Below are 26596 nucleotides of genomic sequence, written 5' to 3' on the forward strand. Positions count from 1 at the left end.
CTGTGTTCCGGCTGCCCCGCTCCCGCAGGCCTGAGCCGAGCGAGGGATAGCCCCAGTGACCATCGCGCCAGCCGACCCGGTTTCAGCCGCGGAATCCGAAGGCCGTACGACCGACGCGCCCGGGACCGCCCTGCTGCGGACCCTGACCGGCCTCACCGCCGATCTCCCCGACACCGACCCCGGACGGGTCGCCGCCGCCGCGCTGCGCGGCCGCAGCGCCCGGTCGGACGAGGCGGAGCTGCGCTCGCTGGCCGTCGAGGCCTCCGCCGGCCTGATCTCGGAGGACCCGGCCTACTCGCGGCTCGCCGCCCGGCTCCTCACCCGGGCCGTGGCGGACGAGGCCGCCGGCCAGGGTGCTGTCTCCTTCTCGGCCTCGGTCGCCGTCGGGCATCGCGAGGGGCTGATCGCGGACCGTACGGCCGAGTTCGTCACGCTGCACGCCGCCGCTCTCGACGCCCTGGTCGACCGGGCGCTCGCCGACGGCGCCGACGACCGCTTCGGCTACTTCGGGCTGCGGACACTGCACAGCCGGTACCTGCTGCGGCACCCGCTCACCCGCCAGGTCATCGAGACCCCGCAGCACTTCATGCTGCGCGTCGCCGCCGGGCTCGCGGAGGACACCTCCGAGCGGGCACTGGAGGAAGTGGCCGCCCTGTACGGCCTGATGAACCGGCTCGACTACCTGCCCTCCTCCCCCACCCTGTTCAACTCCGGCACCCGCCACCCGCAGATGTCGTCCTGCTACCTGCTGGACTCGCCGCTGGACGAGCTCGACTCGATCTACGACCGCTACCACCAGGTGGCGAGGCTCTCCAAGCACGCCGGCGGCATCGGGCTCTCCTACTCCCGCGTCCGCGCCCGGGGTTCACTCATCCGGGGGACCAACGGGCACTCCAACGGCATCGTGCCGTTCCTGAAGACGCTCGACGCCTCGGTCGCGGCGGTCAACCAGGGAGGCCGGCGCAAGGGTGCCGCCGCCGTCTACCTGGAGACCTGGCACGCGGACATCGAGGAGTTCCTGGAGCTGCGCGACAACACCGGCGAGGACCAGCGGCGTACGCACAACCTCAACCTGGCGCACTGGATCCCGGACGAGTTCATGCGCCGCGTCGACGCGGACACGGAGTGGTCCCTGTTCTCCCCGGCCGACGTACCCGGGCTGGTGGACCTGTGGGGCGACGAGTTCGACACGGCCTACCGCGCGGCCGAGGCGAAGGGGCTGGCCCGCAAGACGATGCCGGCCCGTGAGCTGTACGGGCGCATGATGCGCACGCTCGCGCAGACCGGCCAGGGCTGGATGACGTTCAAGGACGCCTCCAACCGGACGGCGAACCAGACCGCCGAGCCGGGCCGGGTCGTCCACTCCTCGAACCTCTGCACCGAGATCCTCGAGGTCACGGACGACGGCGAGACGGCCGTCTGCAACCTCGGGTCGGTCAACCTCGGCGCGTTCGTCGCGGACGGCACCATCGACTGGGAGCGGCTGGACGCCACCGTCCGCACCGCGGTGACCTTCCTCGACCGTGTCGTGGACATCAACTTCTACCCGACCGAGCAGGCCGGCCGGTCCAACGCCCGCTGGCGTCCGGTGGGCCTGGGCGCGATGGGCCTCCAGGACGTCTTCTTCCAGCTGCGGCTGCCCTTCGACTCCCCCGAGGCCCGCGCGCTGTCCACGAGGATCTCCGAGCGGATCATGCTCGCCGCCTACGAGGCCTCCTGCGACCTCGCGGAGAGGTCCGGCCCGCTGCCGGCGTGGTCCGAGACCCGCGCCGCGCGCGGTGTGCTGCACCCCGACCACTACGACACCGAGCTGAACTGGCCGGAGCGCTGGGACGCGCTGCGCGCCAGGGTCGCGAGGACCGGGATGCGCAACTCGCTGCTGCTCGCCATCGCGCCGACCGCGACGATCGCCTCCATCGCCGGGGTGTACGAGTGCATCGAGCCGCAGGTCTCCAACCTGTTCAAGCGCGAGACGCTCAGCGGTGAGTTCCTCCAGGTCAACGCCTATCTGGTGGACGAGCTCAAGAAGCTCGGCGTCTGGGACGCCCGGACCCGCGAGGCGTTGCGCGAGGCGAGCGGCTCCGTGCAGGGCTTCGCCTGGATCCCCGAGGACGTGCGGGCGCTGTACCGCACGGCGTGGGAGATCCCGCAGCGCGGCCTGATCGACATGGCGGCGGCCCGTACGCCGTTCCTCGACCAGAGCCAGTCGCTGAACCTGTTCCTGGAGACGCCGACGATCGGCAAGCTCTCCTCGATGTACGCGTACGCCTGGAAGCAGGGGCTGAAGACGACGTACTACCTGCGCTCGCGCCCGGCGACCCGGATCGCCCGCGCCGCGTCCGGGACGGCTGCCGCCGCCGCCCCCGTTCCCGTACAGCAGGCGTCGTCGCCCGACGCGGACGCGATCGCCTGCTCCCTCGAAAACCCCGAGTCCTGCGAGGCCTGCCAGTAATGAGCACATCCGAGAACAAGAACCTGCTCGACCCGGGCTTCGAACTGACCCTGCGTCCCATGCGCTACCCGGACTTCTACGAGCGCTACCGGGACGCGATCAAGAACACGTGGACCGTCGAGGAGGTCGACCTCCACTCGGACGTCGCCGACCTCGCGAAGCTCTCCCCCGGCGAACAGCACATGATCGGCCGGCTGGTCGCGTTCTTCGCGACGGGCGACTCGATCGTCTCGAACAACCTCGTGCTGACGCTGTACAAGCACATCAACTCCCCCGAGGCGCGGCTGTACCTGTCGCGCCAGCTCTTCGAGGAGGCCGTGCACGTCCAGTTCTATCTGACGCTGCTCGACACCTACCTGCCCGACCCGGAGGACCGTGCGGCGGCCTTCGACGCGGTCGAGGAGATCCCCTCGATCCGTGAGAAGGCGCAGTTCTGCTTCCGGTGGATGGACTCGGTCGAGAAGATCGAGCGGCTGGAGACGAAGGCCGACCGCCGGCGCTTCCTGCTGAACCTGATCTGCTTCGCCGCCTGCATCGAGGGGCTGTTCTTCTACGGCGCGTTCGCGTACGTCTACTGGTTCCGCTCGCGCGGGCTGCTGCACGGTCTCGCCACGGGCACCAACTGGGTGTTCCGTGACGAGACGATGCACATGAACTTCGCCTTCGAGGTCGTGGACACCGTCCGCAAGGAGGAGCCGGACCTCTTCGACGACGAGCTCCAGCAGCAGGTCACCGACATGCTGAAGGAAGCGGTCGAGGCGGAGCTGCAGTTCGGCCGTGATCTGTGCGGCGACGGTCTGCCCGGCATGAACACCGAGTCGATGCGCCAGTACCTGGAGTGTGTGGCCGACCAGCGGCTGACCCGGCTCGGCTTCCCCGCGCTCTACGGTTCCGAGAACCCGTTCTCGTTCATGGAGCTCCAGGGGGTGCAGGAGCTGACGAACTTCTTCGAGCGCCGCCCCTCCGCCTACCAGGTGGCCGTGGAGGGGTCCGTCGGCTTCGACGACGACTTCTAGGTCCTGGCCCAGGACCCGACGTACGGGCGCCGTGCGGCCGTGACCGGCTGTGCGGCGCCCGCCGTTCCGGAGGGTGTCTCCCCTCTGCGCCGTTGCGCGTCCCGCAGTTCGCGGTCGATCCTGCGTTCCCGTGCGAGGCCGGCGAGCGCAGGCAGCAGGACGAGGGCGAAAAGTGCGGCTATGGCCAGGTAGCTCAGGAATGTGTTCATGGCTCTACTGTCGTCCGCGCGCCGGGATTTCATCAGTGGCAGGACTGCCACTCACCATCGAATTGCTGCCACACTGGCGTCATGCTGAAGAATGTGGCCGTCCTGCTTCTCGACGAGATACATCCCTTCGAACTCGGCGTCGTGTGCGAGGTGTTCGGCCTCGACCGGTCCGAGGACGGGCTGCCGGTGTACGACTTCGCGGTCGTGTCCGCCGAGGGGCCGGTCCTGCGGACCCACGCCGGCTTCACCATCACCACCCCCCACGGACTGGAGCGGCTGGAGGAGGCCGACCTCATCGCCGTACCCGCGGGGAGTCACTTCATCGACCGGGAGTACCCCGAGGAGGTCCTCGACGCCCTGCGCCGGGCCGTGGAGCGCGGCGCCCGGGTGCTGAGCGTCTGCTCCGGCGCCTTCGTCCTGGGTGCCGCCGGACTGCTGGACGGCCGCCGCTGCACCACTCACTGGCGGCACTCCGACGAGCTGGCCCGCCGTTTCCCTCAGGCCCGGGTCGAACCGGACGTGCTCTACGTGGACGAGGGCTCGATCATCACGTCGGCGGGTACGGCCGCCGGCATCGACGCGGCCCTGCACCTGGTCCGTCAGGCGCACGGCCCCGCCGTGGCCAACGCCCTCGCACGCCGCATGGTGGTCCCCCCGCACCGGGACGGCGGGCAGGCGCAGTACATCAAGCGGCCGCTGCCCCGCACCCGGTGCGACACGGTCGGTGAGACGCTCGCCTGGATGGAGCGCAACCTCGACGAGGAGATGACCGTCGAGCAGCTGGCCGCCCAGACCCACATGTCGCCCAGGACCTTCGCCCGACGATTCCAGCAGGAGACCGGCACCACCCCGTACCGCTGGCTGCTCCAGCAGCGGGTACTGCTGGCGCAGCACCTGCTGGAGACCTCGGACGAGACGATGGACACGATCGCCGGACGGACCGGCTTCGGGAACGCGGCGGCGCTGCGTCATCAGTTCGTGCGTTCGCTCGGGACGACTCCGAACGCGTACCGCCGCACCTTCCGGGGGCCGTCCGCCCTGACCGAGGCGGCCTGACCCGACGGCCCCCGGAGCGCCGTCAGATGCCGCAGCCGGAGGCGGACCAGAAGTGGTTCGGCCCCTGGTTCACGTGGATGTGGTCGCTGTGGCCGGCGTAGCCCGGGCCGAGGATCCCGTTGAAGCCGTGGTTGCGGGCCTGCTTGGCGATGGTGCACAGCGAGTGGGGTCCCGCGCCGAGGTCGACGGCGTCGCCGTACAGGTGGCGGCTGTTCGTCGCTCCGCCGACCGCCGAGTTGCAGGAGGTGGACCGGAAGCCGCTGGTGACCCGGATCGACTGGTCACCGAGTGCGTGGCGCAGCGCCTCCATCTTCCACATGCTGCTCAAGGCGTTGGCCTTGGCCGTCCCCGCGGCGACCGCTCCGCCCGCCCAGGTGCTGTTGCACTTGTTGAGTTCGGGATAGGTGAAGTGGACCGGGGTGCAGTCGTCGTCCTGGAGCGCGTAGAGCTTGGTGAACGTGGCGGGGCCGGCGACCCCGTCCGCGGCGAGGCCGTAGGCGGCCTGGAAGCGCTTGACCGCGGCCGTGGTGGCCGGGCCGTACGAACCGTCGACGGCCAGGACGGAGTTGTATCCGGGATAGCCGGACACCCGGATCTGGAGCTGGGTGACATCGGCGCCCGTGGCACCCGAGGACAGGGTGCGGCTCCACGTGTAGCAGCCGTCGGCCTGTGCGGTGCCCGCGGTGACGACGGCCCCGCCGATCGCGAAAGCCATGGTCATGACAAGGCCGAGCAGCAGATGTGCGGTACGTCTGAGCATGGGGTTCTCCCTGCGCGATGAGGTGGACAGGTGGGCGTAGGGGTGAGCCTGTCCCAGGAGTCGACGCGCGTCAACTGCGCCCAGGGAAACGCCTGTTGACCACCAGCCCACCGCTCGCCCGCAGCTCCGGCGCAGACGGGTAGGGGCCCCGCCGTCGGCGGGGCCCCTACCTGTACGGAGATCAGGCGTTCGGGACGACCTCGTAGCGCGGGGTGCCCTCGGCCATCTGCTTCAGCGCGTCCTTGCGGTCACGCTTGGAGAGCCGGTCGATGTACAGGTAGCCGTACAGGTGGTCCGTCTCGTGCTGGAGGCAGCGCGCGAAGTAGCCGCTGCCCCGGACCTTGACCGGGTTGCCCTGGGCGTCCTGGCCGCGCACGACCGCGTAGTCGGGACGCGCCAGCGAGGCGTAGGCCGTCGGCACGGAGAGGCAGCCCTCGTTGGAGTCGTCGAGGTTGCGCTGCTCCGGGGCGAGGTCCTCCAGCACCGGGTTGCAGATCGCGCCGACGTGCCGCACCCCGTCGTCGTCCGGGCAGTCGTAGACGAAGACCTTGCGGTCCACGCCGATCTGGTTGGCGGCCAGACCCACGCCCTCCGCCGTCCGCTGGCTGGCGAACATGTCGTCGATCAGCTGCGCGAGCTCGTCGCCGAACTCCGTGACGTCACTGCACTCCTTGTGCAGGACCGGATTACCGACCACCGTGATCGGGCGGGAGGTGCCGCGCTCCCGGTGCGCCGCCTCGCGCGCCTCGCAGTCCTCGGTGTCCACGAGGAATCCCTCGTCGTCGACACCGGTCCGCTCGTCCGTCTCCTGCTGCGACATGTCCGCCGTTCGCCTTCCTGCAACCCTGAGCCCGTGAGTACCCGCACCGGAATCGGTGCCCGTACAGCCTACGGGCACCGCTCAGCAGACTTCTTCCAGATCCCGCCACTCGCGGCTGTCCGGGCTGTCGGCCACCCAGCCGTCCAGCAGACCGCGCACCAGCCCGGCAGGGGCCGCTATCCCGCACTCACGCTCCGGCACCCACAGGTCACCGGCGGTGCGGTGGCCCAGCGGCCCGGGGTGTCCCGGCTCGCTGTGGTCGTGCGGGTCCAGGTGCTGGCCATCACCCTCGTCGCTCTCCATCCTGCTCTCCGAACAGGCACGGCAGAGCAGCCGTACGGAGGACGACCAGTCCTCGGCGGCGAATCCCGCGTCCGAGGCGAGCTGCTCCAGCGCGTCCCGGTCGGCCTCGGTGGCCGCCTCCAGGAGCACCACCCAGGTGGGGACCGGAGAAGGCGCCCACAGCTCGATCTCGTCGAAGACCGGGTAGGACGGCCCGGCCGCGGTGACCCGCTCACCGTTCGGCACGCCGTCGTGCAGGACGACCTCGCCCCAGCGCCGGCCCGAGGACGGCAGCGGGATCGACAGCACCTCCAGGCGCGCCGGATCGAGCCTGCGCCCCCAGACGACCTCGGCCTCACCCTCCGGCGAGAGCCGCACGGCCGCGCTGCCCAGCTCCATGCCCGTGGGCTCGCTGTTGGCCGCCGCGTTGTGCTGCCCGCTGCCCGGCACCTTCAGCCCGTAGGCCTGCCAGGCCCGGCGCGCCAGCGGCCAGTCCTGCAGCGCGGTGGCGGCGATCCCCACGTTCCACCAGTCCGGAGCCCCGGACTCCCGGTCGAGCAGGGCGACGGCGCGCAGGCCCGCGGCCCTCGCCTGTTCCCAGTCGTGCCGGAACTTGTGCAGCAGCGCGAGATTGAACCAGGACTCCGAGAGCCAGGGCTCCAGATCCGCCGCGCGCGTCAGCAGCGCCCCCGCGTCCTCGTACCGGCCGTCGCCGATCAGCGTGAACGCGCGGTCCGTGGCCTGCCGCCAAGAGGCGGACGGCCGATGCCGTACCTTCCCGAAGATCCTCACGATTCCCGCCTGTCCCGACTGGACACCCTCGTTTTCCGCTCTTCTTCGCATCCAACCATGCCCGGCCGGACGCTCGCTCATTACCCATGGGTTACCCCGCCCCGGCCCGGGTGAGACCGCCCCGCGCCAGGACTCTGGCCAGCGCCTCCACCACCTGCGGCTGGTAGTCGTGGCCGGTGCCGAGCCTGAGCTGCTCCAGAGCCCTCAGGGACCCCTTGACGCCTTCCCCGCACAGGTCGTCGTACGCGTTGACCGCGCGGACGATCCGGGCGGAGGTCTGCTGGTCCCGGTACGGATCGGCCTGCTGCTCCACCACCACGGCGACCGCCGGATCCACACCGGTCAGGCGGACCACGGCCCCGCCGAGCAGGGCGATCCTGCGCTGCTCGGCGGCGGCCAGGGCCGTGGTCGCCCCGTCCGCCACCGGGTCGACCAGGGAGAGCTGGCCGATGTCGTGCATCAGCGCCGCGTACTCGAGCACGGTCAGCTCGGGGCCGGGAAGCCCCAGCTCGCGCCCGACGGCGGTCGCCAGATCGGCCACCCTGCGGGCATGCCCGTGCGGGGTGTATCCCGCGATCTCCGTGGACCTGGCCAGCGAGGCGATGGTCTGCCGGTACGTCGTGCGGACGGCGGCGTACCGGCGGAACGACACCTGGGTGAGCAGCAGGGGCACGCACAGGACCGGCAGCGCCCACAGCCCCACGACCGCCACCCCGAGCGCCATCACGGCACCGGTCGCGCCGACCGCCGGGCCGATGCCGCTGAGTGCCCGGAGCTCGTCACGCAGCCGCGGCCCGAACGGACGGGCCGTCCCCGCGGTCGCGGCCGCGAGGACGGCGTCGCACAGGGCGGTGAGAACCAGCAGCAGGAACAGGAAGAGAGCGAAGTGGGGCCCCTCCCCGAACCAGCGCTCCGACCGGCCCGAATGGTGCAGCGGCTGGAAGCACAGTGCGGCGAAGGCCACGGCCAGCACACGGCGGGCCGCCTGGTCGGGTCCGGGGCCGCTGCCACGCGCGACATGGGGCACGGAGGCGAGCAGCTGCGCCGCGACGACGACGGTGACGACCTGGAGGACCCCGTGCGCCGTGTCCTGTCCGCCGCTGCGCCCCAGCAGGGCGTACGCGAGCGCCCCGGCAGCCCCCAGCGGTGCGGGCTCGCGCTCCCCTGGCAGGGCGCCCCAGCGGGCCAGCTCTCCGACGGCGACCAGGATCCCGAAGGCGAGGGCATGGCCGGGCTCCACGACGCCGTTCCACAGGGTGTGCGCGAGCGCGACGACCGCGACGACCAGTGCTGCGCCGCGGATCGCGAGGACGGCCGGCGGCGGGTGGACCGGGCGGGTCACCTCGGTCGTCCCGGCCGGTCCGCGGGCCCGGTGGCGGGCGGCCGGACGTCCGCCCGCTGTCGCGGCAGTCCTGTCCGCCCCTCGTCCGAGGTGACGGTGTTGGCCGCGGCGGACCAGCCGTGGCGGTCCAGGGCGCACGCCAGGGCCCCCACCATGCGCGGGTCGAACTGGCTTCCGGCGCAGCGGCGCAATTCCTCGACGGCCGCCGGGACGGGCCTGCCGGGCCGGTAGGAACGCGTCGAGGTCATCGCGTCGAAGGCGTCCGCGACGGCGACGACCCGGGCGAACTCGGGAATGCGGTCACCGGCGAGACCGTAGGGGTAACCGCTGCCGTCGAGGCGCTCGTGGTGGTGCAGGATCGCGGCGCGCGCCTCGTCCAGGAAGCCGATCCCCCGGACGATCTCGTGGCCGTACTCCGGATGCAGTTCGATGACGCGGCGCTCCTCCGGGGTGAGCGGCCCGTCCTTGCGCAGGACCCGCGTCGGGACGCCCAGTTTGCCGACGTCGTGCAGGATGCCGGCGAAGCGGAGGGCCTCCATCCGGCTCTCCTCCATGCCGAGTTCACGGGCGATGAGCTCGGAGGCGCGGCCCACCCGCTCGCTGTGTCCGCGGGTGTACCCGTCCTTGATGTCGACCGCCTGGACCAGGGCCCTGATGGTGTTGCGGTGGGCGGCGTGCCGGCGGTGGTACTGCGCGAAGACCCAGCAGGAGATGTACATCGGCAGCAGGACGACCAGCGCGGACAGCGGCCCGTAGGAACTGCGCCACAGGACGGCCATCATCAGCCCGGCGAGCGCGTGCACCAGGTGCGGTCCGACGGAGCGGGCCGGCAGCCCGCGCCAGGCGTGCCCGAGGGCCACGCGCTCGGCCGTGACGAGGATCGCGCCGTCGAGCGCGGCCAGCACGAGGCTGAACACGAGGGCCGTGGCGCAGGCCGGGACGAGGGCGTACGGGAAGTCCGGCAGGGTGTCCCCCGCGACACCGCCGAGCGTGACCGGGCCGCCCAGGAACCCGTGGGTCCAGGAGGCGGCGCCCGCGGTCAGGGCGAGCTGCGCCGCCCGCCAGATCCTGCGGGCGGCGGCGGGCCGGCGCTCCACGCGGCCCACCAGCGCTCCGGGCACCGCGACGAGGACGGCCGCGGACGGCGGCAGCAGGAACGCGGCGGCGAGCAGCAGGGGGAAGAAGGATCCGGAGCCGGCCGGCTCCGGGCCGCCGAGGAGGCGGCAGCGGCCGGGAAGTTCACACACCAGATGGAGCGCCGCCAGCAGGCCGAGCGTGCCCCAGGGGGTGTGTGCCCCGGGGGACAGCGCGGGCAGGGCGCAGCCGACGGCGCAGAGGACCGCGCACAGGATGAGGGCGCGCGCCGCCCCCGATATGCCCCTCACCTGTACCGCCCGCCCCCCGCCTGGTCAATGGAGGCGCCAGGCTAGCGAGTTGGGCATCAGCCAGGGCCCGAACGCGCCGGATTAGCACGTTCGGGTGAAGGGACGGGGGTGGGCGCTCAGCCCAGGCGGTGAAGCACGGTCACTCGGCGGCGGCGGCCGGACGGTCGGCGCCGCCCATGGCGACGTCCTGCTCGGGCACCGCCTGCCCCGACCGGATCAGGTCGATCCGGCCCATCACCTTGGAGCGCAGGTCGGCCGGGACGTCATCCTGTCCGCAGCAGCGCTTGACCAGCTTCTTCACGGCCTGTTCGAGGCCGTACTTCTCCAGGCACGGGGAGCACTCCTCGAAATGCACCTCGAACTTGGTGCAGTCGCCCTCGGGCATCTCATGGTCGAGAAACTCGTAGAGATGATCGAGAACCTCTGAGCAATCCGTCTCGTGCGGCTCTCCGCAGCTCATGAGGCCGAGCCTTTCGTTTCGTCCGACTCACCGGCTCCGGCCGGGACGAGCCCGCGCTCACGCGCGTAGTCCTCCAGCATGCCGCGCAGCTGGCGGCGTCCCCGGTGCAGCCGGGACATCACCGTACCGATGGGTGTCCCCATGATGTCCGCGATCTCCTTGTAGGCAAAGCCCTCCACATCGGCGAGATACACGGCGATGCGGAATTCCTCGGGGATCGACTGCAGCGCGGACTTCACGTCGGAGTCCGGCAGGTGATCGAGCGCCTGGGACTCCGCCGAGCGCAGACCGGTCGACATGTGCGACTCCGCACGTGCCAGCTGCCAGTCCTCGATCTCCTCGGCGGCGCTCCGCTGGGGTTCACGCTGCTTCTTGCGGTACGAGTTGATGAAGGTGTTCGTGAGAATGCGGTACATCCACGCCTTGAGGTTCGTGCCCTCACGGAACTGGTGGAAGGACCCGTACGCCTTGGCGTACGTCTCCTGGACCAGGTCCTCGGCATCCGCGGGATTGCGCGTCATGCGCAGCGCGGCCGAGTACATCTGGTCCAGATATCCAAGGGCGTCCCGCTCGAAGCGCGCGTTGCGCTCGGCGGTCGTCTCCTGCGCACGGCCGTCGTCGGTCCCTGTGTCGGTCCCAGTGACCGGACCCACCTCCTCCAACGATGTCGCGGAGCCGAAACCGGACCCGCTCGCATCGGAGAATAGTCGACCTTGCTTCCGCGCGGGCTGTCGATCGGCTCCGCCCGGGGCGCGCGCCGGAGTGCTCTTCGCCGCGTGAAGCACCGTCCACTCCAGATCTGCGGTGTTCGAGCGGCTCGGGCAGATGGTCGAACCCATGCGACGGACTCCCTCTCCACGTACGACGGCGTTGTACCGACACCGGCTGTGTGCCGACACCAGCCACAACAGCCGCCCCGCACGGCGCATTCCCGGTCCCCGCGCGGGCCCGGGGAGTGTGAGCGGGACTACGTCGTCAGGAGAGTCCGTCCAGCCAACCGGCGACCGCCCCCGTGAGCAGGTCCATCGCCTGATCCTGGGTCAGCGGCGCCTTCTTCGGTACGGCGAAGCCATGATCGGCGTGCGGCACCTCGACGAGTCCGTGCCCGCCGCGAGGGAACTCGTCCGGCCGCCCGAACGGGTCGCGGCCGCCCTGCACCACGAGGGTGGGCACGCCCGCGCCGAGCAGCTCGTCCGCGCGGGACTTCTCCGGCTTGCCCGGAGGGTGCAGGGGGAAGCTCAGGGCGAGCACCGCCCGGGCACCGAGCTCCGCCGCCGTGCGGCAGGCCACCCTGGCCCCCGCGCTGCGGCCCCCGGCGACGACGGGGAGCCCGGGGGCGGCAAGCGCCGGCCACAGTCCCCGCCAGCCGGTGTCCAGGGCCCTGGGCGCCGGCGCCAGCTTTCTCCCGGCCACCCGCCAGGGCTGTTCCACCAGGGCCACGGTCACCCGGCGGCCCGGAAGCACGGCGGCAAGGGCCTGCAGGTCGCGCGCCTCGATGCCGCCGCCGGCACCGTGGCCGACGGCGAGCACCAGCCGCGCGTCCTTCGCGGGGATCCAGGTGATCCTGGCCTCCCCTGCGTCCGTGGCGACGTCCTCGGTCTTCTTCGCTGTCCCTGGATCACGGCTCACGGTGCCCATCCTGCCAAGTCAGAAGAGCGTGCCCACCTCGGGCGCGGCCAGTTCCTCCAGGAGTTCCGGGCCGTTGTTACGGACGTTGCTGACGGCGGTGGCCACCGGGTAGGCCCGCATCAGCCCGCCGGGCGGCGGCTCCAGGAGCGCCTTCAGCTCGTCGACGTCGGTGCGCGAGGGGTCGAGCCAGGCGTCCCAGCGGTCCGGGGTCAGCATCAGCGGCATCCGGGGGTGGATGTCGGAGAGGGAGGCGGGCCCTTCTGCGGGGGCCACGGCGAGCGGGGCGGTCTCCGCCTCGGTGGTGATCACCGAGCAGGTCACCCACCAGGCCTGCGGATGGTCGTCGGGCAGCGTGCGGTCGCGCCAGAACTCGTACAGGCCGGCCATGGCGAAGACCGAGCCGTCCGCCGGTGTGACGAAGTACGGCTGCTTGCGGGGCCGCTTCTTCCGTCCCTTCTCCTCCAGCTGCCGCTCGTCGGCCCCGGTGACCCACTCGTAGTAGCCGTCGGCGGGCAGGATGCAGCGCCGCGACACGAAGGGCCGGCGGAAGGACGGCTTCTCGTGGACGGCCTCCGCCCGGGCGTTGATCATCCGGGCGCCGCCCTCGGGCGACTTCGACCAGGACGGTACGAGTCCCCATTTCAGGGTGCGGAGCTGGCGAACCGGCCGCCGGTCGTCCGCGTCCTTCACAGGACGGTCCAGCACCGCGTAGACCTCCTTGGTCGGCGCGACGTTCCAGTCCGGCTCCAGGGTCTCCGCGGGTTCCCACTTCTCCACGCCGAAGAGTCCGGTCAGGTCCTCGGGCCGCCGACTCGCTGCATACCGTCCGCACATAAGTGCCAGACTGCCACGACCGCCAGTCGAGTGGACGCCGGTCCCTCGATCACCTGAAGGAGCCTCCCGCACCATGGACAGCACCGACCTGGGCGATCTGTGGGATCGCGTCTTCGGAACCCAGTCCGCCCCCGAGCAGTGGCTTGTGGTCGTCACGGCGACGGCGGCCCTCGTCGCCGTGGTGCCGAACCTCGTATGGCGGCTCTCGCGCAACGCGATCACCATCGCCCACGAGGGAGGGCACGGTCTGATCGCCCTGCTCACCGGGCGGCAGCTGTCCGGAATCCGGCTGCACTCGGACACCAGTGGCCTCACCGTGAGCCGCGGGAAGCCGACCGGCATCGGCATGATCCTCACCGCGGCAGCCGGCTACACGGCGCCCCCGCTGCTCGGACTGGGCGGCGCCTGGCTGCTGACCAACGGCAGGATCACGCTGCTCCTCTGGCTGGCGACCGCCCTGCTGGCGGTGATGCTGGTGATGATCCGCAACCTCTACGGGGCCCTCACCGTCATCCTCACGGGGACGACGTTCCTGCTGGTGTCGTGGCTGACCTCGGCCGACGTCCAGTCCGCGTTCGCGTACACGGTGGTCTGGTTCCTGCTGCTCGGGGGCGTGCGGCCGGCGTTCGAGCTCCAGTTCAAGCGCCGGTACGGCGGTGCCCCCGACTCCGACGCCGACCAGCTCGCCCGGCTGACCCACGCCCCGGCCGCCCTGTGGCTCTTCCTCTTCCACGCGGTGTCGCTCAGCTCGCTGATCGGCGGCGGACGCTGGCTCCTCGGGCTGTGAGGGCCGAAGGGGCCGGAGCCCGGGCAGGTTCGGCGGGCCGCCCGTACCACCCTTGTATTACGCCCCGGTTTCAGCCCTTTTGTTGAGGATCTGGGTTTGCGGAGAGCCACTAAAGTGAGGGGCATGACCGAAAGTTCCGTGCACCCCGCCCTCTGGCCCGCCCCCCGAGCGACCGGGGCGGTCGACGCGACCGTCACCGTGCCCGGATCGAAGTCGGTCACCAATCGCGCGCTCGTCCTCGCCTCGCTGTCCTCGGAGCCGGGCTGGCTGCGCCGTCCGCTGCGCTCGCGCGACACCCTCCTGATGGCCCAGGCGCTCCGCGCCCTGGGGGTCGGCATCGAGGAGGGCGTGGGCCCCGACGGCTCGGGCGAGGCCTGGCGGGTCATCCCCGCGGGTCTGCACGGCCCGGCCCGGGTGGACGTCGGCAACGCCGGGACGGTCATGCGCTTCCTGCCGCCCGTGGCCTGCCTCGCGGACGGCCCCGTCCACTTCGACGGCGACCCCCGGTCCTACGAGCGGCCCCTGCACGGCGTGATCGACGCGCTGAAGTCCCTGGGCGCCCGGATCGACGACGACGGCCGCGGGACCCTTCCGCTGACCGTGCACGGAGCGGGCGCGCTGGACGGCGGCCCGGTGTCCGTCGACGCGTCCTCGTCCTCCCAGTTCGTCTCCGCCCTGCTCCTCTCGGCGCCCCGCTTCAACCAGGGCCTGGAGGTGCGGCACACCGGCTCGACCCTGCCCTCCATGCCGCACATCCGGATGACGGTCGACATGCTGCGCTCGGTCGGCGCCCAGGTCGACGAGCCGGAGACGGGCGGCGAGCCGAACGTCTGGCGGGTCTCCCCGTCCGCCCTGCTGGGCCGCGACCTGACCGTCGAGCCCGACCTCTCCAACGCCCAGCCGTTCCTGGCCGCCGCGCTGGTGACGGGCGGCCGGGTCACGGTCCCCGACTGGCCGCTGCGGACCACCCAGCCGGGTGACGCGCTGCGCGAGATCTTCACCGCAATGGGTGGCGCGTGCGAGCTGACGGAACGCGGTCTCACCTTCACGGGCACGGGCTCGGTCCACGGCATCGACGTCGACCTGAGCGAGGTCGGTGAGCTGACACCGGGCATCGCCGCACTCGCCGCCCTCGCGGACTCCCCGTCCACCCTGCGCGGCGTCGCCCACCTCAGGCTGCACGAGACGGACCGGCTCGCTGCGCTCACCAAGGAGATCAACGGACTCGGCGGCGACGTCACGGAGACCGCCGACGGCCTGCGGATCATGCCCGGCCCGCTGCACGGCGGCACCTTCCACACCTACGACGACCACCGGATGGCCACCGCGGGCGCGATCATCGGCCTCGCGGTCGCCGGGGTCGAGATCGAGAACGTCGGCACGACCGCCAAGACCCTGCCGGACTTCCCGGACATGTGGACCGGCATGCTCGGGGAACCGTCGGGCGCCGTCGGCGTCTCGCCCGGGGCGCTCGGCGCCTCCGCGGGAAGCCGCGGGGTCTGAGGGCATGCGCCGCTACGGGAAGAACCCCGACGAGGACGACATCCGCGTCCGCCCCAACCCCAAGGGCAACCGGCCCCGCACCCACACCCGTCCCAAGCACGAGGACGCCCAGGACGGCATGGTCCTCACCGTCGACCGGGGCAGGCTGACCTGCCTCGTCGAGGACCGCACGGTGACGGCGATGAAGGCCCGCGAGCTCGGCCGCAAGGCCGCCGTGGTGGGAGACCGGGTATCCCTGGTCGGTGATCTCTCCGGCGACAAGGACACCCTGGCCCGCATCGTGCGGATCGGTACGCGCACATCGGTGCTCCGCCGCACGGCGGACGACGACGACCCCTTCGAGCGGGTGGTCGTCGCCAACGCCGACCAGCTGGCCATCGTCACCGCGCTCGCCGATCCCGAGCCCCGCCCGCGCATGATCGACCGCTGCCTGGTGGCGGCGTACGACGGCGGGCTCAGCCCGCTCCTGGTGCTGACCAAGTCGGATCTGGCCTCGGCGGACAAGCTCCTGGAGGCCTACACCCCGCTCGGCGTCCCCTACGTCGTGACCAGCCGCGAGGAGCTGGAGAACGGGGACGCCGCCGACCGTGTGCGCGAGTTGCTGAACGACCGGGTCACCGCCTTCGTCGGACACTCCGGGGTCGGCAAGACGACGCTGGTCAACGCACTGGTGCCGAAGGACCGGCGGCGGACGACCGGGGTGGTCAACGCCGTCACGGGGCGCGGCCGGCACACCACGACGTCGGCGCTCGCCCTGCCGCTGCCGGACGGCCGCGGCTGGGTCGTCGACACCCCGGGCGTACGGTCGTTCGGGCTGCACCACGTCGACCCCTCACGGGTCATCAACGCCTTCCCCGATCTCCAGCCGGGCACGGAGGACTGTCCGCGCGGCTGCACCCACGACGGCCAGGAGCCGGAGTGCGCGCTGGACGCGTGGGTCGCCGAGGGCCACGCGGATCCGGCACGCCTCGACTCGCTGAGGCGGCTGCTGGCGACGCGGGAGCGGCGCGAGGGCGACTGAGACACGGCCCGGCGGCGGCAGGCCGGGCCGCCCCGCGCACGTTTGCGGGCTCCCACGACCGGTAAGGGCATAATCGGGCAAGCGGGACGAACGTCACCTACGTGGGAGGCACCTGACGATGGCGTGGTTGCTGGTCGTGGTCGCCGGACTGCTCGAGACCGGCTTCGCCGTGTGTCTGAAGCTCTCGCACGGTTTCACCCGCCTCTGGCCGACGGTCGCGTTCTGCGCGTTCGCCCTGGGCAGCTTCGGTCTGCTCACGCTCGCACTCAAGAAGCTCGACGTCGGCCCGGCCTACGCGGTGTGGACGGGCATCGGGGCGGCGGGCACGGCGATCTACGGCATGGTCTTCCTCGACGACGTGGTCTCCACGCTCAAGCTGGTGTCGATCTCGCTGGTGATCGTCGGTGTGATCGGTCTGCAGCTGTCCGGTTCGGCGCAGTGAACCCCGGCGCCGGCCCGGAGTCCGCCGGCACCAGCGTGTAGGAGAGGGCGAGCCTGAGCGCGATCTCGCAGATCAGCTCCAGCCGCGCGGAGTCGCCCGGCGGAGGCCCTGTCCCCAGGACGGCCACGGCCCGGTCCCGGACGAGGGTGAGCATCTCGTTGGGCGTCGGCGGTGCGGGTTCGCCGTGCCGCCCGACGGCAGGAGTGCCCGGCCCGGGCAGGTGGTCCCCCCAGACGCCGGTGAGCAGCGCCTTGACCAGGACGTCTCCGTGGGCCGCCCGGACCGTCCAGCGGGCGAGCTCCGCCGGGCCTCCGCCCTCGGCCCGGTGGGCGCCGAGCGTCCGTTCGACCCCGGCGAGATACCGGCCGGCGGCACGCCGGACCAGTGCGTGTGCCAGTCCGCCCTTGCTGCCGAACTCGTTGTAGAGGGTCTGCCTGGAGACCCCGGCACCGGCCGCCACGTCGACCATGCGTACGGCCGTCCAAGGCAGCGTGGAGAGCGCCGAGTACGCGGAGTCCAGCAGTGCTTCTCGCGCCGATGGCATCGTCGCCTCCCACGCCGGGGACCTGCGCATCAGAGTTGGGGCGCCCGGGGACCCTGTCAAGGGTCCGCGCAGGGACCGCGGGTGGGCGCGTGCGGAGGGCCGCGCCGCGCGGGCCCGTGTAGCCCGGCCGGGTGGCTGTGGATACTGTGACGGCATGCCCGACTACCACGATGATCTGCGCCTGGCCCACGTACTGGCGGACGCCGCCGACGCGGCGACGATGGACCGGTTCAAGGCTCTGGACCTCAAGGTCGAGACCAAGCCGGACATGACCCCGGTGAGCGAGGCCGACAAACACGCGGAGGAGCTGATCCGTGGTCACCTGCACCGGGCGCGCCCGCGCGACGCGATCCTGGGCGAGGAGTACGGCATCGAGGGCACCGGCCCGCGGCGCTGGGTCGTCGACCCGATCGACGGAACCAAGAACTACGTACGCGGTGTCCCCGTCTGGGCGACGCTGATCTCGCTGATGGAGGCGGGCGAGGACGGCTTCCAGCCGGTGGTCGGTGTGGTGTCCGCCCCCGCGCTGAACCGTCGCTGGTGGGCGGCCAAGGGTGCCGGCGCGTTCTCCGGCCGCAGTCTGACGTCCGCGACGCGTCTGCAGGTGTCGAAGGTCGAGCGGATCGCGGACTCCTCGTTCGCCTACGCCTCGATGACCGGCTGGGAGGAGCAGGGCCGGCTCGACGGCTTCATGGATCTGACTCGGGCCTGCTGGCGCACCCGCGGATACGGCGACTTCTGGCCGTACATGATGGTCGCCGAGGGCTCGGTGGACATCTGCGCGGAGCCGGAGCTCTCCCTGTGGGACATGGCGGCGACCGCGATCGTCGTCCAGGAGGCCGGCGGGCGGTTCACCAGCCTGGACGGGGTGTCCGGCCCGGGCGGCGGCAACGCGGCGGCGTCCAACGGACTGCTGCACGACGAACTGCTGGGCTATCTCAACCAGCGCTACTAGGTAGGCGTACGCCCCTTGTCGGGCCCCATCGGTGGTGCGACTCTGGGAGTCCCCCCACTTGTGAACTTGTGAATTGCCTCACGAAGGCCGCTTCACAGGTCACTCCCTCAAGGAGGTGGCTCCCGACATGCTCGTCCGCGACGCCATGAGCACCCTGGTCCTCACCATCGGCCCGGCCCACACGCTCCGCCAGGCGGCCCGGCTGATGTCGGCCCGGCGCATCGGAGCGGCCGTCGTCCACGACCCGGACACCTGCGGCCTCGGCATCCTCACCGAGCGCGACATCCTCGACGCGGTGGGGGCGGGGCTTGATCCCGATGCCGAGACCGCGTCCACCCACACCACCACGGACGTGGTCTTCGCCTCTCCGGACTGGACCCTGGAGGAAGCGGCGGCAGCCATGACGCACGGCGGTTTCCGTCATCTGATCGTGCTGGACGGCGACGGCCCGGTCGGCGTCGTGTCCGTGCGCGACATCATCAGGTGCTGGGCACCGGCCAGGAGGCAGGCGGCGGGCATGGCCCTGTGACGTCCGCGCCGGGACGCCTTCGGTTCCCGCATACGGCAGCGGGCCGGACCCCCGGACGACCCGGGGAGTCCGGCCCACCGCCGACGGCAAGGGCTACCGGCCGCGAAGGGCCTGGACCGCGGCCTCCAGCCGCTTGCCGAAGTCTCCGTCGGCCTGACGGAAGTTGCCGACCGCACGCTCGGCGATGTCGTCGCGCGAGACCTTGGAGATGAACCCGGCGAGGTTGTCGATCAGCCTGGCCTTCTCGTCCTCGGACAGCAGCCGGTAGAGATTGCCGGCCTGCACGAAGTCGTCGTCCTCGGCGTGCAGCGGCGCCTCGTGGTTGCCCGTGCCGCCGGTGACGGGGAGGGGCTCCCAGAGCGGCCGGTCCGTCTGGACCGGGCCACCGAAGCTGTTCGGCTCGTAGTTCTTGGCACCCTTGTGACGGCCGTCGTACAGATGGCCGTCACGGCTGTTGGTACGCGCCTCGGTGGCGTGCGGACGGTTCACCGGCAGGTGGTCGGCATTGATGCCGACGCGGTAGCGGTGGGCGTCGCCGTACGCGAAGAGGCGGCCCTGGAGCATCTTGTCCGGGGACGGGCCGACACCGGGGACGAAGTGCGCCGGGCTGAAGATCGACTGCTCGACCTCCGCGAAGACGTTCTCCGGGTTGCGGTTGAGCTCCAGCCTGCCGATCTCGACCGGCGGGTAGTCCTCGTGCGGCCACACCTTCGTGAGGTCGAACGGGTTGAAGCGGTACTCCGCGGCCTCGGCCGCCGGCATGATCTGCACCTGCACGGTCCAGCTGGGGAACTCGCCCCGCTCGATGGACTCGCGCAGGTCGCGCTGGTGGCTGTCGGGGTCGACACCCGAGAGGCGGACGGCCTCCTCGGTGGTGAGGTTCTTGATGCCCTGGTCGGTCTTGAAGTGGTACTTGACCCAGAAGACCTCGCCGGCCTCGTTGTTCCACTGGAAGGTGTGCGAGCCGTACCCGTTCATGTGGCGGTAGGACGCCGGGATTCCGCGGTCACCGAAGAGCCAGGTCACCTGGTGCGTGGACTCGGGGGAGAGTCCCCAGAAGTCCCAGACGTTGTCCGCCTCCTGCGAGCCGGTGTACGGGTCGCGCTTCTGGGTGTGGATGAAGTCGGGGAACTTGATGGCGTCCCTGATGAAGAACACCGGGGTGTTGTTGCCGACGAGGTCGTAGTTGCCCTCTTCGGTGTAGAACTTCAGCGCCCAGCCACGGGGGTCCCTGGCCGCGTCGGCGGAGCCGAGGTTGCCCGCGACGGTGGAGAAGCGCAGGAAGGTCTCGGTCTCCTTGCCGACCTCCGAGAGGAACTTCGCCCGCGTCCACCGCGACACGTCCCGGGTCAGCGTGAAGGTGCCGTAGGCGCCGGCACCACGGGCGTGGACGACACGCTCCGGGATGCGCTCGCGGTTGAAGTGGGCGAGCTTCTCGAGAAGCGCCTGGTCCTGGACGAGAACCGGCCCACCGGGGCCGGCGGTCTCGCTGTTCTGGTTGTCGGCGACCGGAGCGCCGGCCTCCGTGGTGAGCGGTCCCTGAGTCACGCGCGCCTCCTGCGTCATGCTCGCGCAGCGTCTTTCCGCGCGCGGTCTGTTCTCGGCCGCAGCCTGTCCTTGGCCAGTTCATTGTCGATCCTACAATGGACTAAGTCCAAGTCAATCAGACATCTAAAGTCACACCTACTCGGGACTCGGCCTTCCCACTGTTAGGCTGGGCCCCATGAGCGACCTCCTGGAACGACTTCGTGGACGCGGCTGGCGCATGACGGCACAGCGGCGCGTGGTGGCCGAGGTTCTCGAGGGGGACCATGTGCACCTGACGGCGGACGAGGTCCACGCGCGGGCCGTCGAACGGCTCCCCGAGATCTCCCGCGCCACCGTGTACAACACGCTGGGCGAGATGGTGTCCCTCGGGGAGGTCATCGAGGTCTCCACGGACCGCCGGGCGAAGCGGTACGACCCGAACGCCCACCGCCCGCATCACCACCTGGTGTGCGGGCGCTGCGGGGCGATCCGGGACGTGCACCCGGCGGGCAACCCGATGGCCGACCTGCCGGACGACGAGCGCTTCGGCTTCACCGTCTCGGACGTCGAGGTGACCTATCGCGGGATCTGCCCCAACTGTGCCGCCACGGCCTGAGAGGGCCCGCGCCGCGCGCGTGGGCTCCGGCCGTTCTTTGCGCGGGCATACGACAGAGGCCCGGATCCTCGAAAGGATCCGGGCCTCTGTCTTCAGTAGCGGGGACAGGATTTGAACCTGCGACCTCTGGGTTATGAGCCCAGCGAGCTACCGAGCTGCTCCACCCCGCGTCGTTGTGAGTGCAACAGTACGGCACCTTCACCGGCAGGAGCAAATTCATTGCCCGGACAGCCGCAGGGCGCCGGGAAACCTCCGGTTCGCCGTCGCGTCGGCAACCGGAGGTCCACCGTCATGCGGTGAGTTCCTGGTGCAGTGCCTCCAGCAGCCGCGCGGCGCGCTCGCTCACCTCGGCAGGGCCAAGCTCGACCGCCCGGGCGCACCAGCGCTGCCCCTCGGTGAGCTCACCCCGTCGGGCGGCGAGCAGCGCGAGCCGCAGGGCCGCCCGGCCGTGGCCGTCGTTGGCGGCGCGGCTCCACCACAGGGCCGCCTCGCGCTCACTGCCCTCACGTGCCAGCAGCAGACCGAGGTTGAAGGCCCCGTTGCGGCTGCCGGACTCGGCGGCCTCGCGGTACCAGCGCGCGGCGCTCACCATGTCCCCGCGTGCCGCCGCGAGCATCCCGGCCCTGACCTGGGCCCGGCGGTGCCCCTGTTCCGCCGCCCTCTCGTACCACTCCTCGCACTCGGTCTTCTCCGGCATCGCCTCACCCAGCGCGGGAGGGCCGGGTGCCGGCTGCCGGAGATCCAGGACGCCTGCCAGCCGGAAGGCCGCCTCGGCGCTGCCTCCGCCGGCGGCGCAGCGCAGATGACGCTCGGCCTCGCGCTCGTCGCCGTCCCGCAGCAGGGCCATGCCGACCTGGAGCGCGGCATCGGTGTGCCCGGCCGCCGCGGCCCGCTGGTACCAGCCGAGCGCCGCGCGGTCCTCGTCCCGTCCGGCGTGCAGGATGCCGAGATTGAAGGCCGCGTCCACACTGCCCGCCTCCGCCGCCTTGGAGAACCAAGGCTCGGCCCCGGTCGCGTCACCGGCCTGGAGAAGCAGCACGGCCAGCGCGTTCGCCGCCTCACGGTGTCCGGCGTAGGCCGCCCGGCGGTACCACTGCTCGGCCTGCGGGATCCGGTCCTGGGCGGCGCACAGCAGGCCGAGGTTGTACGCGCCGTTGACGTCACCGGCATCCATCGCGGCGCGGTACCAGCGCTCGGCGGTCTGCTGCTCACCCCTGGCCGCGTGCAGTGCGCCCAGGGCGTTGGCGGCGTTGCCGTCGCCGTCCTGGGCCGCGCGCAGCCACCACACGGCGGCGCTCTCCTCGTCGCCCGCGTCGCGCAGCAGAAACCCGAGGGCACAGGCCGCCCGGGGCTCACCGTCCTTGGCGGCGGTGAGGTACCAGCGGCCGGCCTCCTTCAGCTCGCCGCGCTGTTCCAGAATGGCGCCGAGGTGCAGGGCCGCACGACGGTGACCTCGCGCGGCGGACTGGCGGTACCACTGCTCGGCCTCGCCGACCCGGCCCGCCTCGGGGCCGGCGACCGGGCTGTCCCGCTTCACCGGGGCACCCGCGTCCAGCACCCGGCGGCCCTCGACCACGACGCGGCCCAGGCCGAAGGCGTCGTGCGCGTCGCCGACCGCGTTGCGCTCGATCGTCCGCGCCAGGCGGTACGCGGCTTCCCGGTGCCCCTGTTCGGCGGCGGCGCGCAGCCAGCGCTCGGCACCGGCGTCACCACGGTGCTCCAGCAGATCGGCCAGCGCGTACGCGCCCAGCGCGTGGCCCTGCTCGGCGGACTGGCGCAGCCAGTACTCGGCACCGGGCTCGTCGCCGCGCTCCCGGAAGTGGCGCCCGAGGGCATGAGCGGCCGCGGCGGAGCCGGCGACGGCCGCGATACGCCACCAGCCTGCCGCCTCGTCCGCGTAGCCCCTCTGGTGGAGGAGCACTCCGAGGTTGTTGGCCGCGGCCCGGTCACCCTCGGCGGTGGCCGCACGCAGGTAGGTCTCCGCACCGTCCAGGTCTCCGCGGCGCAGCAGGAGAGCACCCAGCACGCTCATCGAGGCCGTGTCACCGGCCTCGGCGGCCCGCCGGTGCCGCGCCTCGGTCTCGTCGGCGTGGTCCGCGGTGTCGGTGGTGTCCGTGCCGTCGGCGGCGCCGCTCCCGGCTCGCCCGGCGCCCTCGGTGCGCGTCCTGTCGGCGACGACGACGGCACCGGTCGTGTCAGCGGTCCGCACGGCGAGGACGGCGGCCTCATGGGCGCCGTCGGTGATGTCAGCGGTCCCGGCCAGGGCGGCGACAAATGCCGCATCCGCCACGTTTTCCGCCATCCGGCCGCTTCGCTGCACAAACCGCCCTGTCTCCAACAGAGTTGCCCTGTCCCCCATAAATACCATCGTCGCACCACCCGCAACCCGCGTACACCTGGAATACCGCGGCCAGTAAGGTCACTTCAGCGTTTTGTCGACATGCCCACAGAGAGACAAGTGAAACACGGTTGGCACCAACTCGTGCCCCGCGAACCGCACTTCACTCCGACAACTTGAAATATGTCTCGCGACATGACAAAGGCCCGGATCCCATAGGATCCGGGCCTTCACCTTTCAGTAGCGGGGACAGGATTTGAACCTGCGACCTCTGGGTTATGAGCCCAGCGAGCTACCGAGCTGCTCCACCCCGCGCCGTTGTGTTCAAACCGTACCACGACGCGGGGTGGACCTTTCTCAGCTGCCCTGGTCGTCGCCTGCCGGCTTCTCGGTGTCTTCGGCGCCCGAGGTGCCGCCCGACTTCGGCTGAGCCGCAGCGGCCCGCTCCAGTGCCTTCTGCAGGTCGGCCTGGGCCTTGCCGTAGGCCTCCCAGTCCTGCTCCTTGAGGGCCGCCTCGCCTGCCGTGTACGCCTTCTGGGCGTCCGCGATCGCCTTCTTCAGAGCGGCGTCCCCGGTGGCCGGCGGCTCCGTGGTGTCACCCGGTGGCTCGTCCGGCTCCGTCGGCGGCGTCGTCGTGTCGGAGCCGTCGACCCCGAAGACGGCGTTGAGCGCCTCCCCGAGACTGTTCTCGAAGACGATCTTCGACCCGTACGAGGCGGCCACCTTGCGCAGCAGCGGATAGTTCTGCGTGCCACCGCGCGTGTAGACCGGCTCGATGTAGAGGAAGCCCCCGTCGAGCGGCACGGTCAGCAGGTTGCCGTACTCGATGTCCGAGTCCGTGCCCTTGAGGTTTCTCACGAACTCGGCGACGTCGTCGTTGCCGTTGAGCTCACTCTGCACCTGGCCCGGTCCCTTGACCGTACTGGTGACTCTCAGCAGTCTGATCGTGCCGTAGTCCTTGCTGGCCGCGTCCGCGTCCACCGCCATGAACGCCCCGAGGTTGGGACGTCCCTTCGGTGTGAAGGTCGTGGTCAGCGAGAACTTCTGGCTGTCCTGGCCCGGCATCTTCATGCTCAGGTAGTACGGCGGGACGGACCCGGGTTCCTTGTTCGTCGGGTCGTCCGGCACCTGCCAGGCGTCACTGCCGCTGTAGAACTGCGCCGGGTTCTGGACGTGGTACCGCGTCAGCAGCTCCCGCTGGACCTTGAACAGGTCCTGCGGGTACCGCAGGTGGTCCATGAGCTCCTGCGGGATGTCCGCCCGGGGCTCCACCGTGCCGGGGAACGCCTTGCGCCAGGTCTTGAGCACCGGGTCCTTGGTGTCCCACTCGTAGAGCTTGACCTTGCCGTCGTAGGCGTCGACGGTGGCCTTCACCGAGTTGCGGATGTAGTTGACCTGGTTCTGCTGGGCCACGACCGCACGCTGGTTGGTGGTCAGCGAGTCGGCAGTGGTGTCACCGAGCGTCGTCCGCGAGGCGTACGGGTAGCCGTTGGTCGTGGTGTACGCGTCGACGATCCACTGGATCCGGCCGTCGACGACCGCCGGATAGGCGTCACCGTCGATGGTCAGCCAGGGCGCGACCGCCTCGACCCGCTCCTTGGGCGTGCGGTTGTAGAGGATCCGCGAACCGTCGCCGATGGCTCCGGAGTACAGGATCTGCGGCTCGCTGAAGGACACGGCGTAGGCGGCCCTGTTGAAGGCGTTGGAGAGGCTGACGCCGCTGTCGCCCTTGTAGCTGGTGGTCTTCTCGCCGTCCTCCTCGTAGTCGAGCTCCTTCTGGGGCCCGCCGACGATGGAGTACTGCTCGGTCTTCTCGCCGTAGTAGATCCGCTGCTCGTACTTGCCCAGGTCACCGGTGGTGGGCAGGCCCGACTCGGTGAAGTCCGGGGAGCCCGCCGGGTTGGTGCCCGTCGTGGTGCCCCGGGCCGCGATCGCGCCGTAGCCGTGGGTGTACGTGAAGTGGTCGTTGATCCAGTTCCGCTTGGGAAGCCCCTGGAGGTTCAGCTCGCGCAGGCCGATGACGGTGTCCTGCTCCTTGCCGTCCTCACCCTTGTAGCGGTCGACGTCCAGGGTCTTGGGGAACTGGTAGTAGTTCCTCTTCTGCTGGATCTGCTGGAACGCCGGCGAGACGACGTTCGGGTCCATCACGCGGTAGCTGGCGGCGGCGTCCGCGTTCGCCCTCAGCTTCGTGCCGTCGTCCGTCGTGCTGGTGCCCTCGTAGTCGTCGACCTCGGCGTCGTCGATGTCGTAGGCGTCCCGTGTCGCGTCGATGTTCTTCTGGATGAACGCGGCTTCCTTGGCCTGCTCGTTCGGCTGGACCTGGAACTTCTGGACGATCGCCGGGTAGAGGCCGCCGATCAGGATCGCCGACAGGACCATCAGGCCGAAGCCGATGACCGGCAGCTGCCAGGTGCGCCGCCAGAGGGTCGCGAAGAACAGCACCGCGCAGATCACGGCGATGCAGAACAGGATGGTCTTCGCCGGGAGATAGGCGTTGGCGTCGACGTACCGCAGGCCCGTCCAGTTGTCCGTGGCCTTGAAGTCACTGGACTTCACGGCCAGGCCGTATCGGTCGAGCCAGTAGGCCACGGCCTTCAGCGAGACGAAGATGCCGAGCAGCACGGAGAGGTGACCGGTGGCCGCGCCCGTGGCGCGCGCACCGGGGCTCGTGATCCGCAGCCCGCCGTAGAGGTAGTGGGTCAGCGCCGCCGCGATCAGCGACAGCACCACGGCGGCGAAGCCGAACCCGAGCATGAAGCGGTACCACGGCAGGTCGAAGGCGTAGAAGGAGACGTCCAGCTTGAACTGGGGGTCCTTCTGCCCGAACGGCACGCCGTTGACATACATCAGCCACGTACGCCACTGGCCCGACGCGGAGGCGCCGGCGATCAGCCCGACGAGCGCGGTGACCGCGAGCAGCACCCACTTCTTGTACGGGGCGACGCTCATCCGGTAGCGGTCCAGGCTCTGCTGTTCCAGCGACATCGCGCTCAGCGGCGGCCGGAGCCGGTGCGCGAGCCAGATGTTCACGCCGACGGCCACGGCCATCAGCAGTCCGAAGACGAGGAACAGCCCGATCTTGGTCCACAGGGTGGTGGTGAAGACGGACGAAAACGCTACCGACCTGTACCAGAGCCAGTCCGTCCAGAACCCGGCGAACATGACGAAGGCCATGGCGAGGACCGCCAGGACTCCCAATGTCATGAGCAGGGTACGGACGCGCCGGGACGGGCGGCCGACTCTGATCCGTGGCCCGGTCGGGCCTCCGCCGCGGTCCGGCATCTGGAAAGCCAACGT

24 protein-coding genes and 2 tRNA genes are annotated in these 26596 nt (G+C 71.0%); 10 read left to right on the forward strand and 16 right to left on the reverse strand.

The features are described from left to right. Positions 1-55: 55 nt before the first annotated feature. Positions 56-2452: a ribonucleoside-diphosphate reductase subunit alpha gene (locus P8A20_RS11985; protein ID WP_147959431.1), complete on the forward strand. Its 2397-nt coding sequence runs from the start codon at positions 56-58 to the stop codon at positions 2450-2452. Then, positions 2452-3468 carry a ribonucleotide-diphosphate reductase subunit beta gene (locus P8A20_RS11990; RefSeq protein ID WP_147959430.1) on the forward strand — a complete coding sequence of 339 codons (1017 nt, stop codon included), beginning with the start codon at positions 2452-2454 and terminating at the stop codon, positions 3466-3468. The genes P8A20_RS11985 and P8A20_RS11990 overlap by 1 nt, the downstream gene beginning before the upstream one ends. Here the strand turns inward: P8A20_RS11990 and P8A20_RS11995 are convergent. Further along, a complete protein-coding gene (locus P8A20_RS11995; RefSeq protein ID WP_147959429.1) occupies positions 3465-3677 on the reverse strand; it encodes a hypothetical protein in 213 nt (70 codons plus the stop codon). The two genes, P8A20_RS11990 and P8A20_RS11995, sit on opposite strands and share 4 nt — an antisense overlap. A gap of 81 nt (positions 3678-3758) precedes the next feature. Between P8A20_RS11995 and P8A20_RS12000 the strand changes: the two genes are divergently transcribed. After that, positions 3759-4733, forward strand: coding sequence for a GlxA family transcriptional regulator (locus tag P8A20_RS12000; RefSeq protein ID WP_306103491.1), 975 nt, complete (start codon positions 3759-3761; stop codon positions 4731-4733). A 22-nt stretch (positions 4734-4755) separates the two neighbouring features. On the opposite strand, the gene P8A20_RS12005 is transcribed toward P8A20_RS12000, so the two are convergent. From P8A20_RS12005 to P8A20_RS12045, 9 genes are all read right to left on the reverse strand, one after another. After that, positions 4756-5493 carry a D-Ala-D-Ala carboxypeptidase family metallohydrolase gene (locus P8A20_RS12005; RefSeq protein WP_306103492.1) on the reverse strand — a complete coding sequence of 246 codons (738 nt, stop codon included), beginning with the start codon at positions 5491-5493 and terminating at the stop codon, positions 4756-4758. Positions 5494-5674: 181 nt separating this feature from the next. Beyond that, positions 5675-6313 (reverse strand): peptide deformylase, encoded by a 639-nt coding sequence (def, locus tag P8A20_RS12010; protein WP_147959426.1) that lies wholly within the window; start codon positions 6311-6313, stop codon positions 5675-5677. An 81-nt stretch (positions 6314-6394) separates the two neighbouring features. Further along, on the reverse strand, positions 6395-7387 hold the full coding sequence (locus P8A20_RS12015; RefSeq protein ID WP_306103493.1) for a tetratricopeptide repeat protein: 993 nt from the start codon (positions 7385-7387) through the stop codon (positions 6395-6397). Between the two features lie 91 nt (positions 7388-7478). Then, complete coding sequence (locus P8A20_RS12020; protein ID WP_306103494.1) at positions 7479-8729, reverse strand: HD-GYP domain-containing protein; 1251 nt, start codon at positions 8727-8729, stop codon at positions 7479-7481. Further along, positions 8726-10114, reverse strand: a complete 1389-nt coding sequence (locus P8A20_RS12025) for an HD-GYP domain-containing protein (RefSeq protein WP_306103495.1) — start codon at positions 10112-10114, stop codon at positions 8726-8728. The genes P8A20_RS12020 and P8A20_RS12025 overlap by 4 nt, the downstream gene beginning before the upstream one ends. Positions 10115-10253: 139 nt before the next feature. Then, positions 10254-10574 (reverse strand): mycothiol system anti-sigma-R factor, encoded by a 321-nt coding sequence (rsrA, locus tag P8A20_RS12030; RefSeq protein WP_014154163.1) that lies wholly within the window; start codon positions 10572-10574, stop codon positions 10254-10256. Beyond that, positions 10571-11227: a sigma-70 family RNA polymerase sigma factor gene (locus P8A20_RS12035; protein WP_030123667.1), complete on the reverse strand. Its 657-nt coding sequence runs from the start codon at positions 11225-11227 to the stop codon at positions 10571-10573. Before P8A20_RS12035 ends, rsrA begins: the two co-directional genes overlap by 4 nt. Positions 11228-11549: 322 nt before the next feature. Further along, entirely contained in the window at positions 11550-12212 is a 663-nt protein-coding gene (locus P8A20_RS12040) for an alpha/beta hydrolase family protein (RefSeq protein ID WP_306103496.1), read from the reverse strand. 9 nt (positions 12213-12221) lie between these two features. Continuing rightward, entirely contained in the window at positions 12222-13037 is an 816-nt protein-coding gene (locus tag P8A20_RS12045) for an SOS response-associated peptidase (RefSeq protein ID WP_306103497.1), read from the reverse strand. Between the two features lie 73 nt (positions 13038-13110). On the opposite strand from P8A20_RS12045, the gene P8A20_RS12050 reads away from it, so the two are divergent. The 4 genes from P8A20_RS12050 to P8A20_RS12065 all read left to right on the forward strand — a co-directional run bounded on the left by P8A20_RS12050 (position 13111) and on the right by P8A20_RS12065 (position 16790). Continuing rightward, entirely contained in the window at positions 13111-13824 is a 714-nt protein-coding gene (locus P8A20_RS12050; protein WP_306103498.1) for a M50 family metallopeptidase, read from the forward strand. A gap of 123 nt (positions 13825-13947) precedes the next feature. Further along, positions 13948-15327, forward strand: a complete 1380-nt coding sequence (gene aroA, locus P8A20_RS12055) for a 3-phosphoshikimate 1-carboxyvinyltransferase (protein WP_306103499.1) — start codon at positions 13948-13950, stop codon at positions 15325-15327. A gap of 4 nt (positions 15328-15331) precedes the next feature. Beyond that, positions 15332-16348, forward strand: a complete 1017-nt coding sequence (rsgA, locus tag P8A20_RS12060) for a ribosome small subunit-dependent GTPase A (RefSeq protein WP_147959417.1) — start codon at positions 15332-15334, stop codon at positions 16346-16348. Between the two features lie 118 nt (positions 16349-16466). After that, complete coding sequence (locus P8A20_RS12065) at positions 16467-16790, forward strand: DMT family transporter (protein WP_014154170.1); 324 nt, start codon at positions 16467-16469, stop codon at positions 16788-16790. Here P8A20_RS12065 and P8A20_RS12070 read toward each other — a convergent pair. Continuing rightward, positions 16720-17334 (reverse strand): TetR/AcrR family transcriptional regulator, encoded by a 615-nt coding sequence (locus P8A20_RS12070; RefSeq protein ID WP_306103500.1) that lies wholly within the window; start codon positions 17332-17334, stop codon positions 16720-16722. The two genes, P8A20_RS12065 and P8A20_RS12070, sit on opposite strands and share 71 nt — an antisense overlap. A gap of 154 nt (positions 17335-17488) precedes the next feature. On the opposite strand from P8A20_RS12070, the gene hisN reads away from it, so the two are divergent. Together hisN and P8A20_RS12080 are read left to right on the forward strand one after the other, a co-directional pair. Further along, positions 17489-18289: a histidinol-phosphatase gene (gene hisN, locus P8A20_RS12075; protein WP_147959416.1), complete on the forward strand. Its 801-nt coding sequence runs from the start codon at positions 17489-17491 to the stop codon at positions 18287-18289. A 127-nt stretch (positions 18290-18416) separates the two neighbouring features. Continuing rightward, complete coding sequence (locus tag P8A20_RS12080; protein WP_147959415.1) at positions 18417-18818, forward strand: CBS domain-containing protein; 402 nt, start codon at positions 18417-18419, stop codon at positions 18816-18818. 93 nt (positions 18819-18911) lie between these two features. On the opposite strand, the gene P8A20_RS12085 is transcribed toward P8A20_RS12080, so the two are convergent. Next, entirely contained in the window at positions 18912-20384 is a 1473-nt protein-coding gene (locus P8A20_RS12085) for a catalase (protein ID WP_147959414.1), read from the reverse strand. A gap of 157 nt (positions 20385-20541) precedes the next feature. Between P8A20_RS12085 and P8A20_RS12090 the strand changes: the two genes are divergently transcribed. After that, positions 20542-20961 (forward strand): Fur family transcriptional regulator, encoded by a 420-nt coding sequence (locus tag P8A20_RS12090; RefSeq protein WP_147959413.1) that lies wholly within the window; start codon positions 20542-20544, stop codon positions 20959-20961. Positions 20962-21057: 96 nt separating this feature from the next. Here P8A20_RS12090 and P8A20_RS12095 read toward each other — a convergent pair. The 4 genes from P8A20_RS12095 to P8A20_RS12110 all read right to left on the reverse strand — a co-directional run bounded on the left by P8A20_RS12095 (position 21058) and on the right by P8A20_RS12110 (position 26581). After that, positions 21058-21131: transfer RNA gene (locus P8A20_RS12095), tRNA-Met, on the reverse strand. A 119-nt stretch (positions 21132-21250) separates the two neighbouring features. Beyond that, positions 21251-23329: a tetratricopeptide repeat protein gene (locus P8A20_RS12100; RefSeq protein ID WP_147959412.1), complete on the reverse strand. Its 2079-nt coding sequence runs from the start codon at positions 23327-23329 to the stop codon at positions 21251-21253. Between the two features lie 211 nt (positions 23330-23540). After that, positions 23541-23614, reverse strand: a tRNA-Met gene (locus tag P8A20_RS12105). Positions 23615-23656: 42 nt separating this feature from the next. Then, complete coding sequence (locus P8A20_RS12110) at positions 23657-26581, reverse strand: UPF0182 family membrane protein (protein ID WP_147960435.1); 2925 nt, start codon at positions 26579-26581, stop codon at positions 23657-23659. Positions 26582-26596: the final 15 nt, after the last annotated feature.

The sequence above is a fragment of the Streptomyces sp. Alt3 genome, from assembly GCF_030719215.1.
In the GTDB taxonomy this organism is placed as follows: domain Bacteria; phylum Actinomycetota; class Actinomycetes; order Streptomycetales; family Streptomycetaceae; genus Streptomyces; species Streptomyces glycanivorans.

What these genes read in the sequence shown, in the direction of transcription:
- P8A20_RS12005 (WP_306103492.1), bottom strand. Translation starts at nt 5,493, where the DNA reads ATGCTCAGACGTACCGCACATCTGCTGCTCGGCCTTGTCATGACCATG.
- P8A20_RS12070 (WP_306103500.1), bottom strand. Translation starts at nt 17,334, where the DNA reads ATGCCATCGGCGCGAGAAGCACTGCTGGACTCCGCGTACTCGGCGCTC.
- P8A20_RS12100 (WP_147959412.1), bottom strand. Translation starts at nt 23,329, where the DNA reads ATGGTATTTATGGGGGACAGGGCAACTCTGTTGGAGACAGGGCGGTTT.
- P8A20_RS12080 (WP_147959415.1), top strand. Translation starts at nt 18,417, where the DNA reads ATGCTCGTCCGCGACGCCATGAGCACCCTGGTCCTCACCATCGGCCCG.
- P8A20_RS11990 (WP_147959430.1), top strand. Translation starts at nt 2,452, where the DNA reads ATGAGCACATCCGAGAACAAGAACCTGCTCGACCCGGGCTTCGAACTG.
- rsgA (WP_147959417.1), top strand. Translation starts at nt 15,332, where the DNA reads ATGCGCCGCTACGGGAAGAACCCCGACGAGGACGACATCCGCGTCCGC.
- P8A20_RS12050 (WP_306103498.1), top strand. Translation starts at nt 13,111, where the DNA reads ATGGACAGCACCGACCTGGGCGATCTGTGGGATCGCGTCTTCGGAACC.
- P8A20_RS12085 (WP_147959414.1), bottom strand. Translation starts at nt 20,384, where the DNA reads ATGACGCAGGAGGCGCGCGTGACTCAGGGACCGCTCACCACGGAGGCC.
- P8A20_RS12045 (WP_306103497.1), bottom strand. Translation starts at nt 13,037, where the DNA reads ATGTGCGGACGGTATGCAGCGAGTCGGCGGCCCGAGGACCTGACCGGA.
- P8A20_RS12090 (WP_147959413.1), top strand. Translation starts at nt 20,542, where the DNA reads ATGAGCGACCTCCTGGAACGACTTCGTGGACGCGGCTGGCGCATGACG.
- P8A20_RS12040 (WP_306103496.1), bottom strand. Translation starts at nt 12,212, where the DNA reads ATGGGCACCGTGAGCCGTGATCCAGGGACAGCGAAGAAGACCGAGGAC.
- P8A20_RS12065 (WP_014154170.1), top strand. Translation starts at nt 16,467, where the DNA reads ATGGCGTGGTTGCTGGTCGTGGTCGCCGGACTGCTCGAGACCGGCTTC.
- P8A20_RS11995 (WP_147959429.1), bottom strand. Translation starts at nt 3,677, where the DNA reads ATGAACACATTCCTGAGCTACCTGGCCATAGCCGCACTTTTCGCCCTC.
- P8A20_RS12000 (WP_306103491.1), top strand. Translation starts at nt 3,759, where the DNA reads ATGCTGAAGAATGTGGCCGTCCTGCTTCTCGACGAGATACATCCCTTC.
- aroA (WP_306103499.1), top strand. Translation starts at nt 13,948, where the DNA reads ATGACCGAAAGTTCCGTGCACCCCGCCCTCTGGCCCGCCCCCCGAGCG.
- rsrA (WP_014154163.1), bottom strand. Translation starts at nt 10,574, where the DNA reads ATGAGCTGCGGAGAGCCGCACGAGACGGATTGCTCAGAGGTTCTCGAT.
- hisN (WP_147959416.1), top strand. Translation starts at nt 17,489, where the DNA reads ATGCCCGACTACCACGATGATCTGCGCCTGGCCCACGTACTGGCGGAC.
- P8A20_RS12110 (WP_147960435.1), bottom strand. Translation starts at nt 26,581, where the DNA reads ATGCCGGACCGCGGCGGAGGCCCGACCGGGCCACGGATCAGAGTCGGC.
- def (WP_147959426.1), bottom strand. Translation starts at nt 6,313, where the DNA reads ATGTCGCAGCAGGAGACGGACGAGCGGACCGGTGTCGACGACGAGGGA.